This window comes from Tolypothrix campylonemoides VB511288_2 (genome assembly GCF_045999855.1).
GTDB classification, from domain to species: domain Bacteria; phylum Cyanobacteriota; class Cyanobacteriia; order Cyanobacteriales; family Nostocaceae; genus Scytonema; species Scytonema bouteillei_A.
Genome location: NZ_JBFPMW010000007.1, coordinates 329,286 through 344,832 on the forward strand (window position 1 = coordinate 329,286; position 15,547 = coordinate 344,832).

Sequence of the window (15,547 nt, forward strand, 5' to 3'; positions counted from 1 at the left end):
CAAATAAGACAGCAGAAACCAAACAGAACAAAAGGGTGGCTTGATGCTTGTACTTCCTACCAAACAAATCAAACCATCACAACGTTGTCCTAATTGTGGGAAAATCCATAAACACTGGGCAGAATTGTCAAATCGTCACCATGTATGCTCAGATTGTGGATTTGAAATACCACGTGATAGAGGTTCTGTGATGGTCATGTACAACGTTGCGACGAATCGGCAACCGGGGTTAGGGACTAGCCTCGTAGACTGTGGATGTCTAAGCTCTACTGATTCGACCAAAAAGCGTAAGCATACTGGCTCGATGAAGCAACTTGGACAGTTGAAGCGTCAAAAACTCAACCATGAGCCAGACGGGGAATTAGAAACCCCGTCCGTCTATACGGCGGGGTAGTTCATTGATGCAATCTCTGAGGCAATGTGATACGCAGAGCTATTGAAATATGGAGCAATGTTTGGAACGCGAGCAAACGACAACTTCATATGCTGAATTATGAATGGTGGACAGTTATGACTCTTGTTTCAATAAGATCGGGACACGAGATGGGCAAAAGATGGGATACGATCGCAAAACCATGTGTTGCAATCAGTTCCGCAACACTTAGATGGCGTTCTTGAGGTTTACCTTTGGGGCTGATGCAGGCAAAAGCAGCAAGACCAGACGCATTTTGTCTCCTTCCTTCGCGAATCAGTGTCGATTCCAGACGGGATAAAGTTTGAGCGAGGGCGACTACGTTTCGTGTGGGAGGAGGGTTGCTGCGGCTCCCGGAACGTTGTAAATCCGAGCAAACAGTTGCTATAAGAGGAGGAAGCTCTACTTTTGCACGTGTAAAAGCCTCTAAAGGACGTTTTGCTCCCCAGGATTTCAGAATGGGCTCAGTTGTGGATAGCCATTGCTCGATAGAATGTTTGAGGGCGATCGCTTCTTGAGCGATCGATTGACCCACTACAGCTGCTGTTCGTAATGCAAAACACTGCTGTTGCAAAGTCTCTAACTTGTCAAAAGCAATCCGAAGTTCTTCGGGAAGACCGACTCTTCCCAAACGGTTGCTAGGGTCATCACTGGACAACAATAAATTTGTTCCTCCTGCATCAACGAGTTGTTTGGAAATGGTGCTATCTAAAACCGTAAATGAAGGACGGGTTACAATTTGAGGCATGGGGATGTTTGCCCAGGTATAAACTTCCCTAAGTTGAGCAAAATATTGCTGTTCGGTGGGACCTGCAACGCAAGCAATGGTGGGTAAGACTGTATCTTGACAAATGGGACGTAATAAGGCGCTTGGTGTAAATCGTTCGGGTTGTTGCTCTAACAAAGTTCTGACTGCATCATCAGTGAGATGAATCTTGCTGTTTTGCAATGCAAAGCCTTCCTTGGCTGGAAGCATGCGTCTGCGAGTTCCATCTGCATCTACAAAAAAGACTTGCAGCACATCGCGATCTGTGGGAATAGTTTCGGAAAGCCCCCGCTCGGCTAATGCTTGGCGGGCGCGAGTCAGAGGTATTTGAGAACGTTCATCACCAAAGAGTTCTTTTGCGATCGCATTACGAGCAAGTTCGGCAAATTCACGAGTTGATGGATCGAGGACAATCAGCCCAAATTCCTTTGTCAGCAAGCTCAACCAACGAGCAAAGGCTTCTGCAAAGGTGGTTCCTGGTTGATAAATGGTTTGTAGGGCTGCAACGACTTCTTGACTGTGAGGGCGTTGAGCGAGTGTTTGTTCTATCTGTTTTAATAGAGCATGAATGCCTTCTCCTAAAGGGGTAGAACCAACTAAACGTTGGGTAACGGGTAATTCCAGGCTGAGTATTTTTGGTTCGGTTTGATGAGCTAATAGCTGAACGTGCTGCACCTCATCAAGGTCACTATCGTAACTTGCCATCCAAAAGATGGGAACTGCAGGAATTCCTTGCACTGTCAAGTGCTGGGCTAGTTGAATGGCTCCGAGTGCTTTATAAAGGGTGTAAGCAGGTCCGCCAAAAACACCCACTTGCTGTCCTGTCACGACTGCAACTGTATGGGGATGAGAGAGTTTTTTGATGTTGGCAAAGGCTGCTTCTGATGACCCCCAGCATTCGGCTTGTTGTTGTAATAGTTTGGTTAATGCTTCTCTTGGATAAAGACGCTGACGCAGATTTTTGTATGCAGACACCCAGTCTCGGTTAATTGCCAGTTTGTGAAGCTTTGGATGCGATCGCAACACAGTGGCTGCAATTAAAGTTCCATGACATCGCGCTTGTAAGAGTTGGAGAGTCTCGAAGCTTGCACTAGGAGTGTCTGTTTTCAAGTCTGTTATCAAGCGTTGGGTTGAGTAGTGCTGTGACTCGTAAGCAAATAATGCTTTCAGTTTCTGTTGGCGATCGATTTCAACTCGCAAGATATTAGAACCCTGATGATGGGTGGGAACCATTGTATAGTGCTGTTCGATCGCCCAGGGAAGCAAGTGAGTCGCTTCTGGAACGATAAAGCCCGGATCGGCTGCTAGGTGGAATGCTATTAGAGCAGCAACTCCCAAACCAAGATGGTGTCCGTGCAGCGAATAGTTTGGATCGACCTCTGGATGCAGTGTTAAGAGTATTTGCGGGCGGTGCTTGCGGATTGTACGCACGAGAAGCGCTAGCGTTGGATCGAGTTCCCATCTTTGCAGTGCATCGGCGGCTGTTGTCGGTTGCATCCGAGAAACATCTCGATATTTGCCAAAATCAACCAATCCCAGGGATTCTACTTGCTCGATATTGAGACATTCAGCTGCACGGCGCAGTTCTAATGCTCTTTGCTCAACTCTTCTTGAGTGTTCGCCTCCACGTCCTGCTGCACCATCTGTTGCGACAACCAATCTCACTCGCTTTCCTGCTTCTGTTAGGGCTGCGATTGTCCCACCAGCATAGATTGATTCATCATCAGGATGTGGCATAAGTACCAATACATCACATTCTGGCTTTCCCTGACGCGCTGACTCCCCTGTGGTCTTCGGTAATGGTAGATGTCTTGGCTTGACTTGTCCCGTTTTAAGTTGAGATCGCAATGTCTCAACTAAATTTTGATTTTCATTACGGACTTTGGTATATTCATATGTCCAATCTGTGGCGAGCGTTCCTGTCATTAAAGGTTGACTGACAAGGTCTAACAAACGAGAGCGATCGACACAGGCGGTTCGGTCTATATCCCGAAGAATGGCTGGAAGCGATATTCCTTGTTGAGAACAACGTGCTACAACTCGCTGATAGACCACGGGGTCTTGGAAATCGCCGCCCTCATAGTAAGCTACAAATGATTGATGGTCTAGAACGGTTAGATCGAGCTGCTGCAGTAGGTGCTCGACAGTGTTTGGATCGTAGAGACATGCGGCTGTGCTAAATTTTCGCCCTTGGGGAGGAATGTAGGTAAATGCTAGCACTCCACCAGCTGCAAGCACCCATCTTAACTCTGCGAGGGTTCGACTTAAATCCTTTGCAAAGTGAAGTGCTCCGCAGCTTAGGACGACATCAAAACTCTGAGCTTGCAAACCGGCTTCAACGAGTGGGTGATTGAAGTCGTGTTCGATCAGGGCGTGAAACTGGGGGTATTTGGATTGAGCTTGTTGCAGCATTTGCGGTGATACGTCTAATCCAGTGACACAAGCCCCTATTTCAAGATAAGGAAGACTTGCTTGTCCAGTTCCAACACCGACATCAAGCACTTGCAAAAATCCCGCAGGGGGTGCATGATGTATTGTGGCTTCGAGCAGAAATTGCGGTGCTGTCCACCCAAAACTGGCGGTGCTTTTGTCGTAAGATTCCGCCCAAAAATCATAGCGATCGCGTGGGTTTAGATTGACGTTGGATACAGTGTTTTGGGTCATCTTAATGACTTCTTTCATAGAAAGTACGCTCTTTGAGAATTCGTAAAGTTCTTAAATCCAGAAACTGAACTCTTAACTCTAAATTGGCGTCACAAATCGTGCTAATTTTGCCTTTATCCCCGTTCTTCTCCCCCAGAGAGAAGGGGTCTCTACTTTGAGAGAGGGTGAGGATAAAGGAAATTAGCTTTGGAAATCCCCAAGCAAGAATTGGGGCGAGATTTTTATGGACTTCTCAGTCCTTGTTATTTTTAGTCTGGTTAATGAATGTGACAAAAAAATGTCAAATCCCTGAATTGTTGAAGTAAAATATCTTCAGATCTCTGACTTCTGTAAGAAATTGGGAAGCTAAGCTTCTTGGAAAATCAAAAATCCAGTAAATCTATAGATATATAGTATTTTATTTTTACATAAAATAAGCTGCAGCAAATGTCTCACAAAATCAATCGTCTCATCAAGTTCAGCCAAGATTTATTTGTTGCTTGGGTATTAATTGGTGCTACTTGGGGTTATTTTTTTCCAAAAATTGCTGCAAGTGGTAGTGGTAACATTTCAATAGCGCTGGGAGTGGTGATGTTAGGAATGGGTTTAACAATCACTACACAGCAATTACAAAGCTTGCGAAAAGCTGGTAGGGCATTAATCTTGGGGGTCTTGCTACAGTTTACTATCATGCCAATTGTAGGATGGTTAGCTGCAACAGTTTTGAAATTACCACCTATGTTGGCATTGGGAGTGATTCTTGTGGGTGCAAGTCCTGGAGGAACAGCTTCTAATGTAGTTACTTTTTTAGCTCGTGTTGACGCACCCACCCCTAGAAGGGGTGGGATTCACGCGAATATGCCATTTCCGCGTTATCCCACAGACTCAGTAGTACTGAGGTTGGCGGGTTCCCAGGCACACCGCGCTTGCCATTGCTGGCACGGTGTCTCCTTTTAATCGCTGTTAATTCAGGGTTGGGCGTTTCAAACAATATTAATTGTTTGGGTTCCGCAGAGTCCCTGCGTACCTTTTTAAGTTTCTTGATTGTTAACCCGTTTTGTTGTACAGCACGGGTTTTAATGTTAACTGCCGCTTGTTTGTCTGCGTGCGCTTCATGTCCGCACGATGTGCAAACAAACTTTTCTCCAAAGCGAGACAAGGCATCAACGACACCACACTTGGAACAAGTACGGCTCGTGTTTTTTGGGTCAACCTTGAAAAAACTTTTTCCCGACTTCGCAGCCGCGTACTGAATTTTTTCTATCAAAGTTCCCCATGAAGCATCTGAAATAGAACGATTCAAACCGCGTTTAGCGGATTGACCATTCTTGAGAAATCGACCTTGTTTAACATCATCAGGCTTAGGCTTACACCTTGCTTTCATCCCTTTGATGTTGAGATCTTCCACGCTAATAGCGTCAGCTTTTCTAACTATCTTGCTGGCAACTAGCCATTGGTAGGCACTACGTTTATCAGCGCGTTTTTTGTGGAGTCGAGCCAGTTTTTGCGCCTCTTTCTTGCGGTTTGCGCTACCTTTCTTTTTCCTAGATAAACGTCGCTGCCTGATTTTTAGAGTGCGTTTACCTTTCTTGGACGTACTAGGACGAGGATTGTCAAACTCAGAACCATCTGAGCAATGAACAAGCTTAGTCAATCCCATATCCACTCCCACAATAGTATTAACTTCTTTTGGGGTTGGATAATCAGGAACTGAATCATCTCTAATTAATATACTCGTGTACCAACCATCTGCTTTTTTACGCAGTGTTACGGTACGGATCTGGAATCCTTGTGGGATAGGACGAGAATTATAAAAACGCATCCACCCTATTAATGGCAGATATATTTTATTCCCGTCGAGCTTAACGTCACCTGGCTTGTACTGGAAAGAGCGAAAGTTAGACCTGTTCTTAAATGAAGGAAACCCACGACCATGTTTAAAGAAGCCTTCCATAGAACACTCAAGACGCTTTACCAGCATTTGCAACACGTTTGAGTGGATTGTCTTATACCAAGGTCTAGCTTGCTTCATTTCTGCCAAATAAGCATCTTGCATTAAACTTGCAGAACGCTTTTTGACTACTCCGTTTTTGTCTGGGTTTTTCCAAGGATTGTGCAAATTTGAGTTCTTGCTCAACGAACAAGTTAATGGGCATTGCTCAGTTCTTGTTCTAATATCGCAATACTCACCCATAACAAAGGTTTGATAATAGCCGTCAATACGGTCAGCCAGAAACCAGTTAAACAAACTACGCTGCATATCCAACCACGAATCCATAACTTTTGATTGATTTTCCCTAGGGCGCAATTTGTACTGGTAACTAACTTGCATCTTGACTCATCCTCTTTATCGACCTACGATTAGCTTAATGCATGGAGCTAGTCTATGTCAAATTCTAGACCAAAGAGAAAAGCTAAGAGAAATGAGCCGCTATTGTACGAAGAAACCAAAATACAAAAAGGAATATGGATCACCCCTAGTACCTGGGACAAAATGAAACAAGTGGCTGAGTCTGAAGGTGTCAGTATTAGCGAATTAGTTGAAAGGTGGGGACGGCAGCTAAAGGAGCCAGCCGCGTGCAAAGAGAAGTTGCGGCTTGGGGGAAACCCCCAAGCCGCAAACTATGTCCTAACGGACACGCTACGCGAACGGAGGGTTCCCCCCGTTGAGCGGACTGGCGTCTGCCTACGGCTTCCTCCCACCCCTGAAGGACGTTAAAGGGAGAAAACTTTTCGGTTTTCTCCCTTTAACTGGTGGGCTTCCGCCTTAAATTACTGTGAAGCAGAACCAACCATGACTGAAGCCAAGTCTATTCGTACAGTGCGCCGGGGGAGAGTATTTCCCCAAATCCAGTGGTCAGAAGAGAAGAAAGCTCAATGGCTTGCTGAAAAAGCAGAATTTAAGCAGCGTTGCGAACAGATCTTTAAAAAATTGCAGCCAGAATTAATTGAAACTCACTACAACTGGTATGTGGCAGTTGAACCAGAAAGTGGGGAATATTTTATTAATGAGGATGCCTTAGCAGTTGCCCAGATGGTACATGAAAAATACCCGAATGTGAGGCTGCACGTTTTCCGCATCAATGAAACTGGGGTCTGCGGCAGGATATGATTTCAATGAACTACAAAGGCTCTAAGAACTTGAGGAAAGAAAGAAGGTATTTCCTATCATACATAAATTGTTCCGGTAATTGCAATGTCAGTTCTTACCAAAGCTTTAGACAGAATCTTTCATTCTCTGCAACAACACAGACCGGAGGTAGCATCACTTCTTAAACCAGGATTAACGCTTGAAGAAATTGAATCTCAAGTGAAAAACCTTCCCTTTCGTTTACCACAAGAAGTTTTTGAACTTTACCAGTGGCATAATGGCATAGATTTTTTGAGTATTTCAAGAAGTAATAATTTAATCTTGGATACTAGATTTATTCCTTATTTTGATTTTCTATCTTTAGAGCAAGCAATAGAAGAGTCTCAAGAAATTGAAGAATTTAGATATAAATACACATCACCTAATGCTGAGAATTGTCATAAACCTTGGTTTCCGATTTTTGCGTATGATGATTTGGAATACTTAATTGTTTTTGGAGATTCCACAGATAATAAAATCTCACCTGTCATTCATTGCCATTTAGGAGGTGGAAGCCTACCTCAAATTAAATACCCAAGTCTAACAACTCTCATGTTAATTGTAGCGGAATGCTATGAAACGGGTGCTTACTATATGGACGAAAACTCCGAGTATGCTTCTTATTACATAGCATGTCTTGAACAAGATAAAAAACAAGTAACCCAGAGTGAAAGTAAGTATTGCTTTGAGTTACTAGAAGAAGCCTTAGAAGCATTACGTCACCCCATTTCCTTGCTGAACAGCAAGGTCTTTAATACTTTAATGCGGTTGCCAGATCCAAGAACTCTAGAACCAATGCTTTATGCTCTCCATATTCCTTTATCTGAGGTGGAGGATGAAGAAAAAAACATTGTGATTCGCTTGCGAGCAGCTATGATTCTTGGAGAACTCGGAGATTTGAGAGCGGTGGAACCTCTCATGAGAGCATTAGAGCATCGGCTTTCGGGAGACAGTCGATATGCTGTTGCCAATCAAGCAGCAGAAGCGCTTGGTAAGCTAGGAGATACTAGAGCCATTGGAGCGTTAAAACAATTTTTGCAAAACAATCGATCGATTCTTCCGGTGTTTGTACCATCACTTTCATGGTGCCATCGCATTGCTCTTTCAGAAGCCCGAGAGAAAGCTAATTGGGCACTCAAACAACTTGAACGGAAAAACCTTTAAAACTTGTTTGGGGTCATGCATGAGCCTGTAAGAACGTAATGTACCGATGCTCAGCTATATTTAACAGTTAAGAAGTAAATTAGTTAAAATTTAAATTAATTTTTTTTAAGAATTATTAATTATTTATTTTTCATGATGAATTCTGTAAAGAAATTATGGCATTCAAGTTGAGATTTTTAATTCTCAATTACCTTGAAAACTACAATAAGTGTTTGATTCGATAGAAATCTAATGAGTACTTGACATTTAGTCTGCTTTTTTCAGAAGAAGTTTGATAAATTATTATATAAATGTGACAGTCTTTAGCTATTCGTAATTGTAGAATTGTGCAAATTCAAATTCATTCTCAGTCAGAGGTTGGCCCTAGCGCCAACACTCACATTGAACAGGGCTTGCAAAGAGTTCTAGACAGACTTGTCAGAACAATGCATCGGGATGAATTCATTCGACATACAACCAATCAACTTAGAGAAACACTTGCGTCCGATCGCGTGGTTTTGTATTACTTTTACTGGCAGTGGCACGGGCAGGTAACTTTTGAGTCTTTAAGCCATAATAAATTTTCAATATTAGGTTCAACAGGGGCAGATGATTGTTTTAGTGACAAGTACGCAGGTCTGTATTTAGCAGGACGGGTGAGAGCGATCGCGGATATTGAATTAGAACCCATCCTCACGTGTCACCGAGATTTTCTTCGCAGCATACAAGTGCGTGCTAACCTAGTCGTACCAATTGTGATCCCCAGAGGACTGTGGGGATTGTTAGCCGCCCATCACTGTCAACAGCCCCGTTCTTGGTCACCATCGGATATTGAACTGATGCAAACAGCAGCACAAACTCTGGCAACAGATTCTAACATTTTAGAGAGTTAGAATAGGACCTGAAGAATGTCAAAAGCTTATCTTTTTTATCTTTCTAAGTATAGTGAATCTACTTAACAAAGGCAAAAATATTATTTAACCAAATTGCGATCGCTATTCCTAACAGCAGCCAAATAACCACAATGAATATTGCTGCTATCCAGTTAGTTGGTTTACCCTGCAACTTTTCTATCTCAGCCCGCTCTCGGCATTCGGATAATACAGATGGAGGAATTAACTTCAGAACCAACCAAATACCTAGTGGAATGATAATGAGATCGTCTAAATAACCAAGTAAGGGAATCGGATCTGGAATTAAATCAAGAGGGCTAAAAGCATAAGCAACAATAATAACTGCTAAAACTTTAGCATACCAAGGAGTTCTGGGGTCTTTACTAGCGAGATAAACAGCATAAACTTCTTGTTTAAGTTTCTTGGCAAACTTTTTTAATGACTGCATAAGAAGGCGAACACATTTGAGGGATCGATCTCATTCTGTATGAAAACGAGCCTTACAAGACCCCCCAGGGTGAAGCAGCCAAGAACGTGCCAAAACGGGAAAATAGTACGCGTTCGGAATTCCTCTAAGTTTTGAAACCGTTGCTAGGTAATTGTTTCAGCCTACTATGAATTGTAATTTTTTCCTGGTAGTGGTCTGTCGCAAAAGTTTTGATAGGCTGTCAAAACTTCGCACACCTGGTTCCCAGGCTCCGCCTGGGAATGCCTTACTGGAGGCGGAGCCTCCAGTGGAGCGCGAGGCTCTGCCTAGCCGACTGTGTTCCCAGGTAGAACCAGGGAACGAGAGTCGGTAGTGCGTTCGCTTACCCAGCAAAATTAATGCGATGAACCAGTAGTACTTGACTACATTGATTTTAACAGGTTGCCAATCGTCAGATTGCTTTTCAAGCAAGCTTTCCAGGAAAATTTATCTGTCAAAGTTTGTGTGGTGGACTAGTAGGGTGTCAATACTTGTCGGTTAAGCCGTTTTTTCCTCCCCTGCACCCCCTGCAACCCCTGCACAAAGGTGCTTGTCTGTAGCGACAATTTTCTCAGCCCTTGCAGTATTGAGTAGGGTGTAAATTATCAAGTATTTAATTGCCACAATGAATCAATTTAAACCCTTTTATACTTCTGGATGATTTAGCTCCTGAACTACTTGCTTATTCCGGAAAGTGACAGAAGAGGGTTATGAATTAACTACCTATGAACCGAATGGCACTAAGTTAAGCGTAAACCCTTGATATAACTAACTTTGGGGTGTGGGGTGTAGGGTGTGGTGAATTAAGAAGATGTTGAACGCTTTGAGCAACTAAAATTTAATTGTTTTAAACACTACCCCCTACACCCTGCCCAGACGAGCTTTCAGCTTTTCTTAGTGCCATTCGGTTTAGTATTCTCCAACGTAAACGTCTAAAAATCGCTGACTTTGCTAATAAAAAGGCTTTGAGCGAACGTTTGAAAGCTTTTATCGATGAATGGAATACCGTCGCGCACCCTTTTCATTGGAGTGAAAAGTCAACTTTAAAAATTCTTACAAAATGCCTGAAACAAGACTCCAAGAATATGACTCCAAGTGACCTCGTGATTGCCGCATAATTTCCGACCCGTTTTTCCGGTGACGTGTACTAAGGAATATGTAAATGCCAGATAGGTTTTATACAAGATTTTACTGAACGGTGGTTAAACCTTCTTTCACTTTGCTGAAAAACAGATCGGGTTGTTCAAACCAGGAAAAATGACCCGCATTTTCAATCAAAATGAGCTTAGAGCCTATAATTCCCATATGGAGTCGATGAGCATGGAGTGGTGAGCAAATAAAGTCATGGCTGCCAACTACAACCAAGGTTGGAACACGTATCTCTCCAAGGCGCGGCATCAGATTGGTTTTGTGCCACTGGCATTGAGTAGAACCCTTAAACGCATCCACAGACATTGAGGTTGCAGCATGGTAGACTGCATTCATCTCGATATTAGCGACATCGTAGTAATAGAATGGCAAGATGCTTTGAACCAACGTCGCCAAGGCTGCATCTGACTCTGGCATCCTCTGACTTGTGAAGGCTTGGTAAGCGAGGTCAAACCAGGGTTCGTGCTGGCGTTTCTGGATACGTGCTTCCATATCCATACGCGACTGCTCATCTTGGAAGCTTACTGCGTCAAGAAGGATGAGACCAGCACAATGGTCAGGGTACTGTAAGGCATAATAGAGCGCGTGACGCCCAGCTTCAGAGTGTCCCATTAACCAGACGCGATCTTGTCCTAATTGATATCGGAGCGCATCAACATCGGCAGCGAATTGATCGTATGTATACGCATTTGCTTGTGTCGGTCGCTCTGAGTGACCAGTGCCGCGTGTATCGAGATAGACAAGGGTGAACATCGTTTCGAGCGGGGTCAATGTCTGAAAGTACATATCTGAACTCGGCCCCCAGCCTGGAGTAGGCATGATACAGATAGGACCCGTACCGGAGACTTTATACCAGAGCTTGAGACCTTGAGTCCTGACGATCGCTTCTTCTGAATGCAACACAGTACTTTGCTCCTTGTTGTAAGGTGACAATTAATTCCAGCACATTGAAATCGAATCAAACTTTGTTAGCTGCATTGCATGGCTAAGTGCTTCCTCATATGATTCCGTTGTTGTATCAAACACGATTTGATTGGCATGAGTCTAATTGATGGCAGTAAAAGCGCAGTTTCTTCTTCACTAGTTAACTCTAAACTTGGTAAAATTGAGTTTGAAAAAGTTATCCACGCTATTGGGCAAATCCGGACAAAACCAATTTGCCAATCGTTCGCCCAGATTCCAGTTGAGTATGGGCTTTGGCGAGATTCTCTGGGTTTAAAGCTCCCAAATGCTCGGTCATTGTACTTTGAATTACTTGTTGATCTATTAATGTAGAAACTTTATTCAATATTTCATGTTGAGCTTGTATGTCATCAGTTTCATACATAGAGCGCGTAAACATAAACTCCCATGCAAACGTTACACTTTTGTTCTTGAGTAAATTCATGTCGAGGGGATGTTCTGTTTCCACGATCGAGCAGATTTTCCCTTGCGGTTTAATCGTCTCTGCCATATTTACCAAATGTTGCTCTGTGTCATTCAAACAGAGAATATAATCTACTTCCTGAATACCAATCTTCTTAAGTTCTGTCTTGAATGGTTGATGGTGGTTGATGGTGTAATCCGCTCCCATGTTGAGACACCACTCAAATGTTTCAGGTCGGGATGCTGTTGCAATGACCGTTAGTCCAGCAACCTGTTTTGCCAATTGGATGGCGATTGATCCGACACCACCTGCACCACCAATAATCAGAATGTGTTTATCACGTTTACTGGCTGACGTTTGTGGGGCGATCGCCATTCGCTCAAACAACGCTTCCCAAGCTGTAATGGTAGTCAATGGTAGTGCCGCCGCTTGTTCAAACGAAAGGTAAGCAGGTTTTCTACCGACAATTCGTTCATCGACAGCATGAAGCTCACTGTTACTTCCAGGACGGGTAATACTGCCTGCGTAATATACCTCGTCTCCCGGCTTGAACAAGCTGACTTGTAACCCGACCTGTTCTACCACTCCAGCCGCATCCCATCCTAAAATTCGGGGTGTAGATTGTTTGTCTTGAATAGATGAACGAACTTTGTAATCGACTGGGTTGACTGATATTGCCTGTACGCGCACTAGCAAATCTTTTGCCCCAATGGTGGGTTGTTCAATCGTAATTTCAGCAAAGCATTCTGGTGTATGGTTAGGACGAGTGTAATCAACTGCAATTGCTTTCATGGTTTTTGTCAGATATCTGTGAAAATCAATTTTCTCTGCCCCCTTAACGGCTGTAGACCGCCGTCTCATCTCTGTACCTTTGCTAAATTATTGTCCATACCATGCTTTTCTCCACTGCTGCATGTGAGAAATTTCTTGCTGCTGGCTATTGATAATATCTTGAGCCAGCTTTTTGGTTTCAGGGCGATCGCTCTTCTCCAAAGCTTCTTTCGCCATCGTCAGTGCGCTTTGATGATGAGGCAGCATGGCGTTGAGGAAGCGCAAATCAAACCGATCATCTGCGGCTCCCAAATTGCCATTCATCATCATGCTAGAACGCATAGAATCCGTCATAGGCATGTCCATTTTCATCTGAGCGTCATACATCACAGGTTTTGCACTAGCAGTCGGATACCAAGCTGTCCGCCATGCTTTCATCTGAGCAATTTCTTTTTCCTGAGCATTGATGATAGCTTGAGCTAGCTGCTTGATTTCTGGTCGCTGTGACTTCTGTAAAGCCTCTTGCGCCATTGTCACCGCTCCTTGATGATGGGGAGTCATGCCATCAATGAACCGCAAATCGAAATTTGCATCTTTGGGCCCCAGGTTCATATTCATAGAACCCCGATCCATATTGCCTATTGGGCTTTGTACCACATCTTGCGAGGGTGAGGCAGATTGATAGCCGACAGATGAGGTCCTAAGGGCATTTGAACAAGCGGCGAGAATTAAGTTGCCAGTAAAAGCGAGCGCAAGCAAAGGAGTTGCTAATTTCATAAAATTCAGTTACATCCTGTTCAGAAGGCAGAAGTACGAGGGCAGAGGGCAGAAGGACCCCTGCCTCAAGACAGGGGATTGAAACAAGGACGCCGTTTTTCCTCGTGCTACGCATCTTGGAAAAACATCTTTTTTTTAGTGGGCGCTACTCCCACAACGCGCATTTTTATTTCAGAGGACAGGAGACAGAATCCCTTCAGCATAGCTGCCTCCAGCAAGGCTGCCTTTCTTTGTAAGAAGAGTTTGTTAGATGCGACTGGCTTTAATTAAAGCAGCTGCTTTCTCACCAATCATGATGGTAGGCGCATTCGTATTTCCTGTCGCGATCGTTGGCACGATCGATGCATCAACAACCCTTAACCCCTCAACTCCATGCACTCGTAATTCCGGGTCTACTACCGCCATTGAGTCTGTACCCATTTTGCAAGTGCCGACCGGATGATACACTGTACTGCAATTATCCCGGATGTAAGCTTCAATCTGGATTCCCCAATGAATGCCAATGGTCATAGTCGTGATGATTCCCTCGGACATACATCATGAAATTAATTGAACTGCTACCCCCTAGAACTTTGCCACGGGGACAAAACATTTTGCGATTGTTGAGATAGGGTTCTGGTTCAGAAAAGTATGCCCAGTCCACCTCGGAGCCAAGTAAACTCATGACTTCTGACGGAATGAAAATCTCCGGCTTTGTATCGGGGTTGCCCGCTTCGAGAAGTAATACGGTTGTGTTACTGTTTTCTGTTAGACGATTAGCAACGACGCAGCCAGCCGAACCTGCACCAATCACAATCTAGTCATAATGAGCCATGCTAATTCTCCTTTACGTTGTCTGCAATGAATTAGCTATGCTTCTTTAACAGCGAAGGGTAAGGCTCCGGGGGAACCCAGAATTTCGTCACCAAGCTCGGCGGAAATTTTCAAAAGTAACTCCATATCTGGGGTTTCCGTTTCATTTTGCGTACCTACTGCTTCAATCAACCGAGCAGGACCGCTTGGTGCATTGATCACTAAATTGCGAGCTGGTTTAGTGCCGAAGACAGCAACCATATGAGGTGTGCCAATTGGAATTAGGAGATTTTCACCCGCACTCAGCACGACCTTTTTATCACCCGCCCAGACCGTGACTTCTCCTTCTAACACGTACATTTGTTGAGAATAGCGCGTGTGGAGATGGGGAGGTGTTTGTGAGCCAGGAAGGATATATTCTTCAACCAGGTCGTACTGACCTGCGGTAGTTGCAGCATCTGCAAGAATACGCATGCAAGAACCGAATAACCAGAAAGATTGTGTCATTAGATTGTTCCTTTTTTAATAAGTTTTAGAATCAACAACGAGTCGCTGGCACCAGCGCGGGGTCTCTACTTCCCTTCGTAGAAATAGTCCGGCTCGATCTTGTCTTTAAAATCGCGCCGATCGGGTCTAAAAACAGATTAACAGTCTCCATAATTTGTTAAATGTATAGAGGTGAAGTTCAAATCTGTGCCATCTCGCTATCGACAAATAGCGAGATATCGTTTACAAAGTTACCGCCATCTGATGCAAGAAAGATAACAGCTTTGGCAATGTTATCAGGCGTTACCACGGGAACAAAACATTTGGCGATCGTTATTTACTTAATTTGTGGCTTTGAAAAATAGCTGCGATAATCTGCTCCTGGTTCCAGCGATTGATATAACGTATTCCATTCACAAACAAACCTGGTGCCGCTTCTACTCCCCTTTGATTACTAACTGAGCTAAAAACTAGTTTTTGGAAAGGTCTAAGTCATTCAGAAGAAAATTAGAAGGCGACTAGAAAGGCAGTAATGTGGTTTTGGAATCTCAATCTAAACATATTACATACAGCACTTTTGAGGTATGTGAGGTACAACAATTGCAGAGTCGCTTTTAAACGTCGGAATTTGAATTAGGTACTGTACCTCATTAACTCCGAATCTGCTGTAATTAGTGGTTGTATATAGCTAATATATGCAATTGACTCTGATTTGTCGTCCGCTAAAAGTTCAAACTTTTGCTCAATTGAGCG

15 protein-coding genes and 2 pseudogenes are annotated in these 15,547 nt (G+C 43.8%); 7 read left to right on the top strand and 10 right to left on the bottom strand.

Annotated elements, in window-relative coordinates; all coding sequences use genetic code 11:
- The first annotated feature begins 43 nt into the window (after nt 1-43).
- Nucleotides 44-394, top strand: coding sequence for a zinc ribbon domain-containing protein (locus AB0756_RS22685; protein WP_038083321.1), 351 nt, complete (start codon nt 44-46; stop codon nt 392-394).
- A gap of 97 nt (nt 395-491) precedes the next feature.
- On the opposite strand, the gene bshC is transcribed toward AB0756_RS22685, so the two are convergent.
- Nucleotides 492-3,860 (bottom strand): bacillithiol biosynthesis cysteine-adding enzyme BshC, encoded by a 3,369-nt coding sequence (gene bshC, locus AB0756_RS22690; RefSeq protein WP_050046867.1) that lies wholly within the window; start codon nt 3,858-3,860, stop codon nt 492-494.
- A gap of 408 nt (nt 3,861-4,268) precedes the next feature.
- Between bshC and AB0756_RS22695 the strand changes: the two are divergent.
- Nucleotides 4,269-4,631, top strand: a pseudogene (locus AB0756_RS22695) (bile acid:sodium symporter family protein); the annotation flags it as partial.
- 22 nt (nt 4,632-4,653) lie between these two features.
- Here AB0756_RS22695 and AB0756_RS22700 read toward each other — a convergent pair.
- Nucleotides 4,654-6,153, bottom strand: coding sequence for an RNA-guided endonuclease InsQ/TnpB family protein (locus AB0756_RS22700; RefSeq protein WP_038084803.1), 1,500 nt, complete (start codon nt 6,151-6,153; stop codon nt 4,654-4,656).
- 54 nt (nt 6,154-6,207) lie between these two features.
- Here AB0756_RS22700 and AB0756_RS22705 point away from each other — a divergent pair, with 54 nt between their 5' ends.
- The 4 genes from AB0756_RS22705 to AB0756_RS22720 all read left to right on the top strand — a co-directional run bounded on the left by AB0756_RS22705 (nt 6,208) and on the right by AB0756_RS22720 (nt 8,987).
- A complete protein-coding gene (locus AB0756_RS22705; RefSeq protein ID WP_038084806.1) occupies nt 6,208-6,540 on the top strand; it encodes a hypothetical protein in 333 nt (110 codons plus the stop codon).
- A gap of 75 nt (nt 6,541-6,615) precedes the next feature.
- Nucleotides 6,616-6,933: a hypothetical protein gene (locus AB0756_RS22710; RefSeq protein WP_038078031.1), complete on the top strand. Its 318-nt coding sequence runs from the start codon at nt 6,616-6,618 to the stop codon at nt 6,931-6,933.
- Nucleotides 6,934-7,017: 84 nt separating this feature from the next.
- Nucleotides 7,018-8,115 carry an SMI1/KNR4 family protein gene (locus tag AB0756_RS22715; protein WP_050046869.1) on the top strand — a complete coding sequence of 366 codons (1,098 nt, stop codon included), beginning with the start codon at nt 7,018-7,020 and terminating at the stop codon, nt 8,113-8,115.
- Nucleotides 8,116-8,447: 332 nt separating this feature from the next.
- The gene (locus AB0756_RS22720) at nt 8,448-8,987 is read left to right on the top strand and encodes a GAF domain-containing protein (protein ID WP_038078084.1); all 540 of its coding nucleotides are present in this window, start codon (nt 8,448-8,450) and stop codon (nt 8,985-8,987) included.
- Nucleotides 8,988-9,045: 58 nt separating this feature from the next.
- On the opposite strand, the gene AB0756_RS22725 is transcribed toward AB0756_RS22720, so the two are convergent.
- The 8 genes and pseudogenes from AB0756_RS22725 to AB0756_RS22760 all read right to left on the bottom strand — a co-directional run bounded on the left by AB0756_RS22725 (nt 9,046) and on the right by AB0756_RS22760 (nt 14,815).
- Nucleotides 9,046-9,435: a YkvA family protein gene (locus tag AB0756_RS22725; protein WP_038078032.1), complete on the bottom strand. Its 390-nt coding sequence runs from the start codon at nt 9,433-9,435 to the stop codon at nt 9,046-9,048.
- 516 nt (nt 9,436-9,951) lie between these two features.
- Nucleotides 9,952-10,077, bottom strand: a complete 126-nt coding sequence (locus tag AB0756_RS22730; protein ID WP_272899778.1) for a hypothetical protein — start codon at nt 10,075-10,077, stop codon at nt 9,952-9,954.
- 564 nt (nt 10,078-10,641) lie between these two features.
- Nucleotides 10,642-11,505, bottom strand: coding sequence for an alpha/beta fold hydrolase (locus tag AB0756_RS22735; RefSeq protein ID WP_038078039.1), 864 nt, complete (start codon nt 11,503-11,505; stop codon nt 10,642-10,644).
- A 226-nt stretch (nt 11,506-11,731) separates the two neighbouring features.
- Nucleotides 11,732-12,829 carry a zinc-binding alcohol dehydrogenase family protein gene (locus AB0756_RS22740; protein ID WP_237265944.1) on the bottom strand — a complete coding sequence of 366 codons (1,098 nt, stop codon included), beginning with the start codon at nt 12,827-12,829 and terminating at the stop codon, nt 11,732-11,734.
- Between the two features lie 18 nt (nt 12,830-12,847).
- Nucleotides 12,848-13,351: a DUF305 domain-containing protein gene (locus AB0756_RS22745; protein ID WP_336604382.1), complete on the bottom strand. Its 504-nt coding sequence runs from the start codon at nt 13,349-13,351 to the stop codon at nt 12,848-12,850.
- 411 nt (nt 13,352-13,762) lie between these two features.
- Nucleotides 13,763-14,050, bottom strand: a complete 288-nt coding sequence (locus AB0756_RS22750; protein WP_408019862.1) for a GMC oxidoreductase — start codon at nt 14,048-14,050, stop codon at nt 13,763-13,765.
- A pseudogene (locus tag AB0756_RS22755) lies at nt 14,001-14,312 on the bottom strand (GMC family oxidoreductase N-terminal domain-containing protein); the annotation flags it as partial. The gene AB0756_RS22750 and the pseudogene AB0756_RS22755, both read right to left, overlap by 50 nt.
- A gap of 53 nt (nt 14,313-14,365) precedes the next feature.
- Nucleotides 14,366-14,815 (bottom strand): cupin domain-containing protein, encoded by a 450-nt coding sequence (locus AB0756_RS22760; RefSeq protein ID WP_038078046.1) that lies wholly within the window; start codon nt 14,813-14,815, stop codon nt 14,366-14,368.
- Nucleotides 14,816-14,976: 161 nt separating this feature from the next.
- On the opposite strand from AB0756_RS22760, the gene AB0756_RS22765 reads away from it, so the two are divergent.
- Nucleotides 14,977-15,159, top strand: coding sequence for a hypothetical protein (locus AB0756_RS22765; protein ID WP_202048654.1), 183 nt, complete (start codon nt 14,977-14,979; stop codon nt 15,157-15,159).
- Nucleotides 15,160-15,547: the final 388 nt, after the last annotated feature.